This window comes from Bradyrhizobium australafricanum, assembly GCF_020329495.1.
GTDB lineage: Bacteria > Pseudomonadota > Alphaproteobacteria > Rhizobiales > Xanthobacteraceae > Bradyrhizobium > Bradyrhizobium australafricanum.
This window is the reverse complement of record NZ_JAGKJL010000002.1, coordinates 237,785-250,846: the sequence shown is the minus strand read 5'-3', so window position 1 is coordinate 250,846 and position 13,062 is coordinate 237,785. Positions and strand designations below refer to the sequence as shown.

General features: G+C 64.5%; 11 protein-coding genes. 4 read left to right on the top strand and 7 right to left on the bottom strand.

Annotated elements, in window-relative coordinates; genetic code table 11:
* The first annotated feature begins 69 nt into the window (after positions 1 to 69).
* On the top strand, positions 70 to 1,638 hold the full coding sequence (locus tag J6525_RS02950; RefSeq protein WP_225641909.1) for a hypothetical protein: 1,569 nt from the start codon (positions 70 to 72) through the stop codon (positions 1,636 to 1,638).
* Between the two features lie 36 nt (positions 1,639 to 1,674).
* On the top strand, positions 1,675 to 2,661 hold the full coding sequence (locus J6525_RS02945; RefSeq protein WP_225641907.1) for a UbiA family prenyltransferase: 987 nt from the start codon (positions 1,675 to 1,677) through the stop codon (positions 2,659 to 2,661).
* Between the two features lie 15 nt (positions 2,662 to 2,676).
* Here J6525_RS02945 and galE read toward each other — a convergent pair whose 3' ends face one another.
* The 5 genes from galE to J6525_RS02920 all read right to left on the bottom strand — a co-directional run bounded on the left by galE (position 2,677) and on the right by J6525_RS02920 (position 6,987).
* Positions 2,677 to 3,672 (bottom strand): UDP-glucose 4-epimerase GalE, encoded by a 996-nt coding sequence (gene galE, locus J6525_RS02940; RefSeq protein WP_225641905.1) that lies wholly within the window; start codon positions 3,670 to 3,672, stop codon positions 2,677 to 2,679.
* Positions 3,673 to 3,811: 139 nt separating this feature from the next.
* Positions 3,812 to 4,066 (bottom strand): hypothetical protein, encoded by a 255-nt coding sequence (locus J6525_RS02935; protein WP_225641903.1) that lies wholly within the window; start codon positions 4,064 to 4,066, stop codon positions 3,812 to 3,814.
* A 158-nt stretch (positions 4,067 to 4,224) separates the two neighbouring features.
* A complete protein-coding gene (locus J6525_RS02930) occupies positions 4,225 to 4,854 on the bottom strand; it encodes a transglutaminase-like cysteine peptidase (protein WP_225641901.1) in 630 nt (209 codons plus the stop codon).
* Positions 4,855 to 5,073: 219 nt separating this feature from the next.
* A complete protein-coding gene (locus J6525_RS02925; protein ID WP_028345280.1) occupies positions 5,074 to 5,736 on the bottom strand; it encodes a nucleotide-binding protein in 663 nt (220 codons plus the stop codon).
* Positions 5,737 to 5,751: 15 nt separating this feature from the next.
* Positions 5,752 to 6,987: a glycosyltransferase family 4 protein gene (locus J6525_RS02920; protein WP_225641899.1), complete on the bottom strand. Its 1,236-nt coding sequence runs from the start codon at positions 6,985 to 6,987 to the stop codon at positions 5,752 to 5,754.
* Between the two features lie 194 nt (positions 6,988 to 7,181).
* On the opposite strand from J6525_RS02920, the gene J6525_RS02915 reads away from it, so the two are divergent.
* Entirely contained in the window at positions 7,182 to 8,108 is a 927-nt protein-coding gene (locus J6525_RS02915; RefSeq protein WP_225641897.1) for a hypothetical protein, read from the top strand.
* Here the strand turns inward: J6525_RS02915 and J6525_RS02910 are convergent.
* Entirely contained in the window at positions 8,092 to 8,325 is a 234-nt protein-coding gene (locus J6525_RS02910; RefSeq protein WP_143029478.1) for a hypothetical protein, read from the bottom strand. The genes J6525_RS02915 and J6525_RS02910 overlap by 17 nt on opposite strands.
* On the opposite strand from J6525_RS02910, the gene J6525_RS02905 reads away from it, so the two are divergent.
* The gene (locus tag J6525_RS02905) at positions 8,317 to 10,689 is read left to right on the top strand and encodes a glycosyltransferase family 2 protein (protein WP_225641896.1); all 2,373 of its coding nucleotides are present in this window, start codon (positions 8,317 to 8,319) and stop codon (positions 10,687 to 10,689) included. The genes J6525_RS02910 and J6525_RS02905 overlap by 9 nt on opposite strands.
* Here the strand turns inward: J6525_RS02905 and J6525_RS02900 are convergent.
* Positions 10,630 to 12,972 carry a glycosyltransferase family 2 protein gene (locus J6525_RS02900; protein WP_225641894.1) on the bottom strand — a complete coding sequence of 781 codons (2,343 nt, stop codon included), beginning with the start codon at positions 12,970 to 12,972 and terminating at the stop codon, positions 10,630 to 10,632. The genes J6525_RS02905 and J6525_RS02900 overlap by 60 nt on opposite strands.
* Between the last annotated feature and the right edge of the window lie 90 nt (positions 12,973 to 13,062).

The window sequence follows — 13,062 nt, the reverse complement described above, 5'->3', positions numbered from 1 at the left end:
ACACAAACCACCAGGCCGGCAGATGACGCCCCGGTTTGACCGTCCTGATCCGAGCAGCAGCAGGATTCATTGACCCGTTCTCTGCCCATCCTGGACCAGTGGTTGTTCGCGCCCAAGCGCTACCGCCGATCCTGGCCGGACGTCCTGCTCCTCGCGGGATGGGTCGCGCTGGTCGGCTTCCAGATCGGCCGTCACGTGATGTGGCGCGATGAGGTCCGCGCGCTCACCATAGCCCTGAACGGCGACGATCTGGTCGCCATGCTGAGAGGGTTGCATGGCGAGGGCCACCCTGCCCTCTGGTACCTTCTGCTGCGCGGCGCGCATGCCGTATTCGATCGGGTCGAGGTGCTGCCCGCCGTCGCCTTCGTGGTCGGGCTCATCACGGTCGCACTGCTGATCTTCCGGTCACCATTCCCACGACCGTTGGTCCTGCTGCTGATCACGGGCCATGCGCTGCTGTTTGAATATGTCGTGATGGCCAGGAATTACGGCATCTCGGCCCTGTTCCTGTTCGCGATCGCGGCCTGCTATCGGGCCCACCGCGACCGTGGTTTGCTGCTCGGCGCGCTGCTATTCCTGCTCGCCAACACCAACGTCGTCGGCGCGATCATGGCCGGCGCATTCCTGCTGTTCTGGCTGCTCGACCTGCTCGAGACCGATGGCTGGCGCTGGTCGCCGCAACTCACCAATTTCGCGATCAATGCAACGATCGCGACGATTGGCGTCGTGATCTGCGCGGTGACGATGCTGCCGACCTATAATGACGCCGCGGCCCGGGACTGGTCGCACGAGTCAGCGCTGGCGGCGGCAATCCTGTCCCTCGTGAACCCCGGCGCGACGTCGCTGGGCGCGCTGTTTGCCAATCTGCTGCCGGGGATCGCGGGATCGGTGCTGCTGTTCGGCGCGACGCTCGGGCTCTTGCCGCGGCGGCCGGCCTTCCTCGCCGCCATCGCCGCCCTGCTGCTGACGTCGTTGTTCTTCGCCGTCGCCGCCAACGGCGCCTACCGCCATGCCGCGGTCTGGCTGAGCTTCCTGATCGCGCTTTACTGGATCGGCTGGAGCCGGGTCACTGCGCCATCCGTCTCCCCAACGTGGCTCGACCGGCGCTTGCCGGCGATCGGACGCGTGTCGCTCCTGCTGGTGCTCGCGATTCAGGCCGCCGCCGGCATCAACGATCTGCGCAACGCAGTGACCGGCGTGGTCGCGAGCCGCAGCGCCGATCTCGGCCGCCTGATCGCCTCGCGCGCCGATCTCACCAATGCAGTGATCCTCAGCGAGCCGGAATGGCTGGTCGAGGCGCTGCCCTACTACGTCAAGAACCGGACCTATCTCACGCGCGACCACAAATTCGGCAGCGTCGTGATCTTCTCACGCAAGGGCAAGATGGACAGCGATCTCGGCGAGACCCTGCGCCTTGCCCGCGAGCTTCGCGACACAAGCCGCACACCCGTCATCATCCTGCTGGCCTACCGGCTCGACGAGATTACGCCCGACCGGACCTACGACGAAGGCAAGGACTGGCGGACGTTCCGCGCCTCAGCGGCGCAGATCCGCGATTTCCGCGAAGCGACCACGATGCTCCGCCACTTCGGCCCCGCCAAGACCGACGAGAGTTTCGACGTCTACCTCCTCAACTAGGCGATCGATCGACGACAACAGAAGAAGGACCGCGCGATGGCGCTGATGGACAGCAAGGTCGAAGCCGGCAAGCCGCCGGCCGCAAGCATCCGGCAGTATCTCGCCATCCTGAGGCTCGATCACAGCACCAAGCACATCTTCATCGTTCCCGGGATTGTCCTCGCCTGGCTGTTGCGCGGCCCGAGAGGCGAGCATATCGCAAGCGCGATCGTCCTCGGCCTCGTGGCCGCGATCTGCATCGCGTCGGCCAATTATGTGATCAATGAATGGTTCGACCGCGACTTCGACCGGCATCACCCGACCAAGTCGCAGCGCTCCGCGGTGCAGAGCGCGATGGACGGCAAGATCATCGGAATCGAGTGGCTGCTGCTGGTCGCACTCGGCCTCGTCTGCGCATCTGCGAGCAGCCGCCTGATGCTGTTCGCAACCGGCATCTTCGCCTTGCAGGGCATCGTCTACAATGTCCCGCCGCTCCGGAGCAAGGACAAGGCCTATTTCGACGTCATCTCGGAATCCGTCAACAATCCGCTGCGGCTGTTGATCGGCTGGGCGATGATCGACCCGACCTCGCTGCCGCCGGGCTCGGTGATCCTGTGCTACTGGTTTGGCGGCGCGTTCCTGATGGCGGCCAAGCGGCTGTCCGAATATCGCGAGATTGCCGCGTCCCATGGCAAGGAGCTTCTGGCGCGCTACCGCGCTAGCTTCGCGCACTATACCGAGGTGTCGCTGACGGCCTCGTGCCTCAGCTATTCGCTGTTCTCGGTGTTCTTCCTCTCGGTGTTCCTGGTGAAGTACCGTATCGAGTATGTCCTTGCGATGCCGCTGGTGGTGATGCTGTTCACCACCTACTTCTCGATGTCGACGTCGCCGGGCTCGTCGGCGCAGAAGCCCGAGAAGCTCTATGGCGAGCGCGGCCTGATGCTGCTCGTGCTGGCGCTGGTCGCCGTCTTCCTGGTGGCAAGCCTTGTCGACATGCCGTTCCTCGCGCGATTGGCCGAACAGCACTACATCACATTGAACTGAGCCTCTCGCGGCGGGCTACCGCCGGCGCGGATGCGCCTTCTGATGCCAGGCCCAGGCCGAGCGTATGATGTAGCCGAGATCGGACCGGCTGGCCCTGAAGCCGAGGCCGCGCTCCGACCTGGAGGGATCGGCCACCAGGATCGGCGGATCGCCGGCCCGGCGCTCGCGCACCACGCTCGGCACCGCTTCACCGGTCTCGGCGCGGATCGCGTCGAGCACCTGGCGCACCGAATAGCCGGTGCCGGTGCCGAGATTGAACACGCCGCCGGCGTCGCCCTTCAGCAGCAGTTCGAGCGCCGCGATATGGGCGCTCGCGAGGTCATCGACATGGATGTAGTCGCGCACCGCGGTGCCATCAGGCGTGTCATAGTCTTCGCCGAAGATCGCAAAGTCCGGCACGTGCCCCAGCAGCGCCATCAGCGCGCGCGGAATCAGATGCGTCTCGGGATCGCGGAGCTCGCCGATGGTGACGGAGGCATCGGCGCCGCAGGCATTGAAATAGCGCAGGCAGACCGAGTTGAACCGATAGGCCGTGCGGTAGTCGGCCAGGATCTGCTCGATCATGAATTTGGAGCGGCCGTAGGGATTGACGGTCGGACCTGCGGCACTCTCGGGAATTGGATCGCGTCCGGCGTTGCCGTAGACCGCGCCGGTGCTGGAAAACACCAGGCGGTCGCAGCCCGCCTCCCGCATGCCGCGCAGCAGGCCGAGCGTGCCGGCAATGTTGTTGGTGAAATACTTCTGCGGATTCGCCACGGACTCGCCGACCGCGCTGAACGCAGCGAAATGCATCGCGGCGAGCGCATTGTGCTCGCGGACGGCGGCGGCGATCATGTCGTGGTCGGCGACGTCGCCGATCACGAGCGGTCCCCATCGCACGAAATCACGGTGACCGGTGGACAAATTGTCGTAGACGACCGGCAGAAATCCGGCCTCGGCAACCGCCTTGGCGCAATGGGATCCGATGTATCCCGCGCCGCCCGTGATCAGGATCGAACCCCTGCTCGCCATTGAAAGTGTCGTCCCTGCGCGAACCAATCCCGCGCCTCAACAGGCGCAGTGATCGCATCGGTACGACATTCCGTCCGAGGCGGCAAAATGACGATGGGAATAGCGTTAAGACCGAACGGATTTGCAGCCGAAGCGACGGTTAGCGCGACCCGAGCGGCACGTTGGTCCGTTGACCGACCGGCGGCCCGTGCCGCGACGGTCTGTCATAGGGGTAAGCCGGTGTTGCCGGCGGGACCGGCCGGGTCGCCTGCGGCCGCGATGTCGGAACACCACCGCCCGGTCCATCGATCGAATAGCGCGTTATGCCCTGCGTGGTCTGCCCGGTGCCCTGTGCAAGCACCGGGGCGGTGGCGACGACCAGCGCCGCTGTTGTGACAAGGCCGGCCAGCTTCATGTCGATGCCTCGATGGGTTGGATCAGGATCAACCGTTGATGCCTCCAATCGTTCCGGCAATGTCGTCGCAGCGCGCTGGCGATCGTCGCCGATGCAAAAAATGGCGCGGCGAAATGTCTCGCCGCGCCATTTTCGATCGATGGGGCTCGTTCAGAAATTCAGGCGCCGGCCTGCGCGACGCCAGCCCAGTGGTCGGGGTTCGCGGGGGTCTGCATCCTGACCCAACGATAACGCGCCTGCGACCAGCTGCGGATCTGCGCATTCAGATTGTCGAGCACGATGTCTCCACCCTTGGCGCGGACCACCAACACGAGATGATGCTCGCCGGAGGAGGTCACAACCTCGCTCAGCAGAAGGTCGCGCATCGGCCAGCCGCGAGCCAGGAGCTCGTGGCGCTTGCTGACCGCGTAGTCGTTGCAATCGCCGCGCGCCGGATTGATCATCCATTCCTCGCCGGCGAGACCGCGTTCGTTGCGCTGGGGCACGATGCTGCGATTGACCGAAGCGTTGACCTCGATCAGGTCGGCGATGCGCTGCTTGGTCAGGCGTGTGGCGCCGCCGCGGAACACCATCCGGGCGCGGGCTTTCGGCTTGCACTCGTCGGCATAGCGCATGCAGAACATGGTGTAGGCCATCGGCGCCAGCGTCGGCTCGCTGAAGCGGATCTTCTCGATCACGCCGCGCAGCGGCAGCGGGAAGCCGACCATTCCAGCCTGGGTGTTCTGTGCGCTTGTCCCGAGCGCAAGGACGGCCAGAACCAGGGCCATCACTCTCTTGACGTTGTACATTCTTCACTCCCCACAGTGACGGGAAGCATGTACGGGAAATGTCTTGAGCTTGGGCTCAAGCGCGCGGCGGCATTTGTTTCAAATGCGAGGGTGTGCGCGAGCAATCCGTTAACCAAGCCTGCGGGGCGCCGCCGTCAGGTCAAGGGCCGGTTGCGGCCCGAACTCTTTCGTTCCCATGCCGGCATGGTTGGCCTGTCGTGAAGCCGCCGGCGCGCTTTGTTAAATCGCCACCCGCTGCCTGGGCGCGATCCCGCACCAGCTCATCACGAGATCGGCGAGCATCTTGATCTCGAGATCCGCGGGCGTCCCGCCGGCGAAATCGGCGACCGATTGCCCCAAGGCGACGGCGCGAACATAGGCCGAGCGACTGCCGATCATCGGCCCGATCTCCTCGTCGAGCGTATCGAGCTCCTCGATGAGCTGCTGGCCTTCGAGCGTGCGCTGGTCGACGCGGTTCGGCACGATCATGGCACGGAGCGCCGTTCGCCGCGTGGCACGCACTTCCCGTACGATGTCGAGCGTCCGCGCGGTGGCCTCGATGTCAAGGCCGGACGGCGTGCACGGCATCAGCACGATATTGGCGACCGCGAGCACGGCTCCCAGCACCCGATCGTTCGGCGCGGAGTCCACGACGATGATCTGATGCGGGATCTGGCGCATCAGCTTGGCCCATTCGGCGACCGGCCGGGTTTCCGGATCAAGCTGGTAGACGGGGAACGACAGATTGCCGGGCTCGGCCCAGTGACACGCGGACGCCTGCGAGTCGGCGTCGACTAGTCCGACCACGCCCGTGCGCCGATCCAGTTCTGCGGCGAGCAAGACCGCAAGGGTCGTCTTTCCGACCCCGCCCTTGCGCTGGGCAACCGAGATGACAAGCGGCATCGCAAACTCCTGGCGTTATCCCCCGTACGTGCGCGGGAGGACACCTTCATCAACGAGCGTCAGCATCCGGGGCAGACAGACCCGCCTTGCGTCGTAATTGTCCCGCACGAAGCTGCGCGCCTTCATCCGCATCTTCTTGAACGCCTTGGGCCGTGACAGCACCGAGACTACCTGATCCGACAGCGCATCAATATCAAAAAACGGCACCAGCAGGCCGTTGCCGTCCGAGATGATATCGCGCAGCGGGGCGGTGTCGGATGCCACCACCGCACATCCCGCGCTCATGGCCTCCAGCAGCGACCACGACAGCACGAAGGGATAGGTCAGATAAACGTGTACCGAGGAAATCTGCAGCAGCTCGAGATACGGTTCCCGAGGAATCCGGCCGAGGAAATGCACCCGGCGCAGGTCGATGTCCGACTTGATTTCGTCGAGGAACATCGACTTCCAGCTCGAGCCCTTGGGTGGGTTCGCGCCGTAGGAGGTCCCGCTGCCGCCGACGATCACAACCTGCGCATTCGGCCGCGCGGCGAGGATCCGCGGCAGGGACCGCATGAAGATATGGAATCCGCGCACCGGCTCGAGATTGCGCGAGACGTAGGTGATCACCTCGTCGTCCGCCGACAGCGTCGCGCCGTTCGGAAGCTGAAACCGCGCGACGGGATTGGGCTTCACCTCGTCGGTGTCGACGCCCTCGTGGATCACCTCGATCTTGCTCTGAAACTCGGCGGGAAAGGTCGACCTCTGCCATGGCGTCGGCGAAACGCCCGTGTCGCATTCCGTGAGCGCCAGCAGCGTGGTCGCATTCTTCAGATGGAGTGCGACATTGCCATCAAGGCCCGTCATGGGAAACTCGGGATCGAAGCCGACGTCCCTGCCCTCGGCGCCGTAGTAGAATTCGCAATAGAGGATGATCCGCGCGCGCGGAAACATCGTGCGCAATGGCAGCGTCTCGCCCCAACCGGGATGGGCGAAGATCAGGTCAGGCACGAAGCCCTGCCCCGACAGCGACGACAGCGCGTATAGAACCTCTTCGGCACGCCGCGATTCGACATCGAAGCGCCGGGCAAACGGATGGACGACCGCGGAATCCGTCTTGGTCGTCGAATATTTGAGCAGCCGGATATCCGGCGTCGTGCTGGCGGTCGATGAACCGACGGCAACGACCCTGTTGCCCGGCTGCTCCGCGAGCGCGCGCGCAATGTGGCGGTACTGGGCCGGAAAGTTATTGTGGACGAACAGGACGTTCATTGGCGGGCGAGCGCGCCCCCCGGCCGCGCGGTCTTCGATTGGGGTCAGGGTCTGCATCATCACCGGCGGTATGTCATCGATTGGCGAGCGAAACTATCTTACCGGATTAACATTAAGACCCCTTCTATCACACAGATTTTTGGGGCACACTGCGCGAGACTTACCAATCCATTCCGTTAGGCTCGCAGGCGACAATGAACGAACAGATTCAGCAGAAAACCATTGATCTGGCACGGGGTCTCTTCCTGGTTCGATACAATGGCGCAGATGATAAGGTGTCACCTCCGGTGGTGCGCGTATACGCGGATCGCGCCAGTCTTAACAATTGTAATATCATTACCGGACCGGACGTGGTCAATGGAACCCTGTTCGCGCCCGAGACCGCGCTGGTCGTGTCGGTCGCCCGGCCGAGCCGCCTAATCGTCGAGGTCACGGCAGGGCGCGTCGGCGGGTCGACCGCCGCCAATATCAAGATCGAGCCGCTGACCCAGGGACAGGCGGCTGAGCAGCAGCCGGCCAGCCAGCCATTCGACATGTTCGAGCCGGAGGCCGGCCCCGGCGAGTTGAGCGACCTCAAGCTGCTCGCCCATGTCGCGGGCCTGGGCGACGTGACCGTCGGCTCGAATGTCTGGATTGCCGGACCGTCCGCGCCGGCCCGGATCGAGGGAATTTCCCTCGAATGGCCCAACAAGCCGCGGGATCTCCAGCTGCAATATGCCGTCAAGTTTGCCAGGCCGCAGCGCGGCGACAACCAGTTCGTTCCTCTCGGAACTTTTGCCGGAACCCGGGGACGCGCATTGGCTATCACGGGGTTCTCGCTGGAGGCCTCGGGTCCCGGCGCGGATCGCTACGCCATCGCGGCTGAAACCATCTTCCTGGGGGCTCCGACCCTGCGGGTCACCGGGAACCGGATTGTGGTGTCGGGTCCTTCCGGACGGGAACCGCTGGTGGGCCTCAAGCTCAATCTCGAGGAGCGCCGGGTCCAGGCAGCCCCTCTCGCGCCCCAGCAGCCGCGGCGCGTCGAACCCGCCACTCCAATGCCGCACCAGGACGGACCCCGCCTCGAGGGACGGGTGCGCGTGTTCCGGAGCCGGCAGGGCGCCGTCAAGACGGCAGGCTGACCATGCGGACAGATAAGGGCGCCATTTGACCGCCGCCGCGCGCAGGATCGCCTTTACGTCCAAAACGCTCCACCACGTCGATCTCGAGCGGGCCGCTGTCGGGGCGCTCGAGGCGCGTGATTTTCGCCTGGCGTTCGCGCTCGCCGACCGGCGCTGCCGGATCCTGCCGCATCCGGGCGCCCGCGCCCATCTGCTGCGCGCAGAAGCGTTGTTTCATCTCGATCTCAGGGATGCGGCCATCGCCAGCGTTGCGAGGGCGCTCGAGCTCGAGCCGGACGATCTGGTCGCTGCCCGGCGAATGATGGCCTGGGGCGACGACATTCAGCAGATCGAGGCGGCGCGAAGCGTCACTAGGCGTGATGACGATCCGGATTCGGTCAGGGGCGCCCTCCTTCTGCTCGAACAGAGCGGCCAGGACAGCTGCGCCCGCATCGACTTTCTCGATGAAGAGGTGAAGGGATGGGTGACGTGGCGCGGGCCGGACGACCCGCACCTTTCGCTGGCGCAGGCGGATCAATCCAGCACGATCCAGCTTCCCGCCGATCCACGCCACAGATTCGCGCGTGACGGGCGACAGGCTGCGAGCTTCCGTCTGATCCGGCCCGCATCCGCGACCTCGCAGCGCCTGCAGATCACGCAGGCGGACCGGGTGATCGCAAGTGTTCAACTCCCGGCCAACCGCGTTCCGGATCACCGGGCCGCACCGCGCCGGCCGGCTCGCCTTCGAAACGGCGAACCTCCTCCGCTCACCATCATCATCCCCGTATACCGGGATCTGGCCGCGACGCGAGCCTGCATCGACAGCGCGTTGAACGCGCTCGCCTGCACGCCGGGCTCGACCATCGTCGTTGTGGATGATGCATCGCCCGAGCCCGACATCAAGCGTCTGCTCAACGAGCTCGCCGCCGAATTCCGCATCCGTCTCCTGACCAACGAGCACAATCTCGGCTTTGTCGGCGCGGTCAACCGGGCGCTCGGCGAGACCGGCGCCGGCGACGTCGTGCTGCTGAACTCGGACACGATCGTGCCGAAATACGCACTGCAACGCCTACGAAGCGCCGTGCAATCGACGCCGCGGGTGGGCACGGCGACCCCACTGTCGAACAACGGCGAATACACCAGCTTTCCAATCCCGAACCGGTCAAATCCCCTGCCCGCGGCCGGCGAAATCGAATTGCTGGACGAACTTGCTGGCAGCGCAAATTCCGGGATTGCGATCGACATCCCCAACGGCATCGGGTTCTGCCTCTACATTACCCGCGAATGCCTCGACGCCGTGTGCGAGCTCTCCGACGACTTCTATCGCGGCTATCTCGAAGACGTCGACTTCTGCCTGCGCGCGGCGGAGGCCGGCTTCCGCAACGTGTGCATTCCCTCGGTTTTTGTCGGACACGAGGGCTCGCGCTCGTTTCTTGGCGAGAAGCGCTCGCTCGTGATGCGCAATCTTCGCGTTCTCGAACACCGTTACCGGCGCTATGCGACCGAATGCGCCGCATTTCTGCTTGCCGATCCGCTCCGCGATTGCCGCGCCGCGCTTGAGCTCAAGCTGCTCACGAACCAGCAGGTCGCCGCCGGTCCATCAGTCATCCTCTGCGGCTCGTCCGCCGGCCGCGCAATTGCCATCAGGCGCTGCCGGCAGCTGGTGGCAGAGGGTCAGCACGGTCTGGTCGTGCAGATCCGCTCGGAGGGACAACGCCAGCTGGCTGCGATGTTCGATCCGGATGGCGGAGCGCCGCAGTCGATCGCGCTCGACGTTGCGACGCCTGAGGGCCGCGAAGCTCTTCTGAAGTCTCTCGCCGATCTCGGAATCCGATCGCTCGAGATCGCAGAGCCGAACCGCATTCCCGGCGCATGTCTGGCGCAGCTCACGCAACACTTTGCCTACGACCTCCTGATCACCGACACCGCGCTTGCAACGCGCGCGGCGGTTGGATCAGGCGTTCATCCGGATTGGACGAGCCTGGTCGCCGGGGCGCGGCGCGTGACTGCGATCGGTGACGACGGCGCAGCCTTTTCGGAAGCCGTTCTCGGCCTGCAAGCCGTGAGGCTGAGCGACCCGCCCGCGCCGCCGGCGCTGTATGCCGCCGTGAGCGGCCCCGCGCGTCTCGGCCTGCCGTTCCTGCACGCCAGCGCCGCGGAATTTCGCTTCATACGAGCGTTGAGCGATCAACTGGCCGACGCCGACGAAGACGTCGAGATCATCGTGCTGGGAAGTACCCTCGACGATCTCAAGCTGATGCAGCGCACGAATGTCATCGTCACCGGCGATATTGTCGTCGACGACGTCGCCACGCTCATCGAAGGTCACGGCATCACCAAATTGGTTCTCGACATCGGCGAACCATCGTTTGGCCATCCGCTGGTGGACGCGCTGCTGGCAACCGGCCTGCCGATCGCCGCGACGGAATGGAGCCCGACGCCTCCGGGGCGCGGCCGAAGCACGGACCTGCAGCTGCAGCCGGGCCTTGATGCCGATGCAACGATTGCTGCCGTACGCGACTGGGCGGTCGATGACGTCCTGCTACAACCCGATCGGAGGAGCGGTCGACACCGGCGGCAGGTTGGCACGCGGCTTCCATGATCGCGGCGGCCATGCAAGCGAGGAGAACGGCGTCGAATCCAGCCCCAGCAGTGGGCTGTAATAGGGATCGTCGAGCAGCACCTCTCCCCATTTCGCGCGCAGGATCGACAACTCGCGCCTGAAGCGTGCCCTGCGATCCGGCGCGGAATCGCGACCGCGGCTTGCCGACTCCAGATGAACGAGTTTCGCGTCCGGCGTGAACACGATCCGCTTTCCGAGCTGGCGCAGCTTCAGGCACAGATCGATATCGTTGAAGCTGATCGGAAAGCGGATCTCGTCCATGCCGCCGACGGCCACGAAATCGCGCTTGCGCATCAAGAGGCACGCCCCCGTCACCGCCGAACATTCGTGCGCCACCTGAAGCAGATCGCCATAACCGGGATCACCATCCATCCGGTCGTTGAAGGCGTGCGCGGCCGAGAAATTGGCCCCCAGCACCACTCCACCGTGCTGCACGACGCTGCTCGGCCATAGCAGCTTTGCGCCGACGGCTCCGACATCGGGAGCGGCGAGCCGCCACAGCATCTCCGCCAGCCAGGTGTCGTCGAGCGCCTCGACGTCATTGTTGAGAAAGCAGATGTTCTCCGTATCGACGCAAGCGACGGCGGCGTTGTTGATGAATGCGAAGTTGAAGGGCCCCTCGACCGAGATGACGTCGATTTCCTGCGCGGACAGGCTGTCCAGATAGTCCAGCGTTTCCGGCTCGGTCGAGCTGTTGTCGACGACAAGGATCCGGGCGTTCGTCTCATTTGCCGCCGGCATAACCGTCTCGATGCATCGCTTGAGCAGCTCGGCGCGATTTCTGGTCGGGATGATGATGGTGGTGCGCTCGCTCCAATCGACGGCGCGTTTGACCTGAACAGCCGGAAGAAGACCCGCTTTCCGCGGCTCGACATTGGCCTCGATGCCGGCCCTGGCAAAATACGCCTTGCTCGCGGCGACCAGTTCGGATGTTGCGGCCGATGCATCAATCCGCGGCAATGCCGCAACCGATCCCGGAAGATGATAGGTTCGATCCGGCTCCGCGCAGCAAAGGAAGATGTCGTAGAGCGACGTCGCCGATCGCAGCGCTTCCACGGCAGGCTCCCGACGCACCGCAAAACAATACGCCCCATAGCCCTGCTCGAGCGCGCGTTCGAGATCGAATGCGGAGAACGCCAGCGGCCAGACAGCGCCGGCGCCCGCAGCGACCTCGACGTCGCCATAGACCATATCGCAGCCGGGCTCGGACGCGAAGAGATCGGCGAAGCGCTGCAAGGCGTCTTCCGCGAGGATCGTTCCGCTCAGACAAAACACAAAGAACGCACTGCCGGCGGCATCGCCCTCGACAAACTCGCGCGCTGCTTTTGGATCGAATTGACTGAACGCCCGCGCCGGCAGGGACACCGCCGACCAGGCGGAGTGCCGCTGGGCTTCGAGGCTTTCGATGCTCTCGTCCACCCTGGCATCGCCGATCAGGACGACTGCCGCCTCGGATGCAACATCAGACTGTTCAGATTGTGTCGTCGGCGAGAAGCGCTCTTTCCAGCCGCGATAGGCGTGAAACGGCATCGAGGCCGGCAGCACCCGGTCGAACAGCTCTCCACGAAGCCGCTCGCTATCCCAGCGCCCAAGATCCGCCAGCGTTTGCTCCAATCCGCGATCGAAAGCGACAAAGGAAATCGGCTCCGAGATCAGGCTCCGTCCTGAAATCGTCCGCGCGGATAGTCCGCGCATGCGGCCGTCCGCAAAATGCTCGGGCAGATGAAAATCGATCCGGCGGCCGACGCCGAACTCGCCGCCCCGCGCAACGTTGGTCCACCCGGTCGGCTTCACGGTCATCACCGGCCGTTGCGCGATCAGAATTTCGATGTCCTCGTCGATGTCCTGAGCAAGCCAGCCTTCGAAGCGCAGACCTCCGACCCACTCGATATCGCCGATCCGGTGCCATCGCGCTTCCGGCGCAGCGACATCGCAGCGAATCGGAGCACCGACGGGAGTGCCGATATTCGCCAGCCTTGCCTCAATGATCGTGGCGTTCGCGCTGACCTGATCCTGCACGTTGAAGGTAAAGCCAAATCGAGCGTCGCCGATCCCGGCGTCGGCAAGCTCTGTTACGAATTCGTCACACAATGATGACATGTATGGCTCGCCGTCGACGAGCAGGTCGACAGTGTAACGCCGGCCGAGATCGGCGCGATCATAGACAAACCCGGAAAACGTCGTGCGATCGGATCTGGAGAACTGCGTTTGCAACGACGCGTATTCGGCTCCTGAGGGCTTCTGCTTGCTAATCGTCTTCATGCTCATGTCCACCCTCAAACGGCAGCTCGATTGTCGGTCGATTTCAAGTTGAGAATGTGTCCATGGTGCGCCCGAGGTGACTAGCGGGCG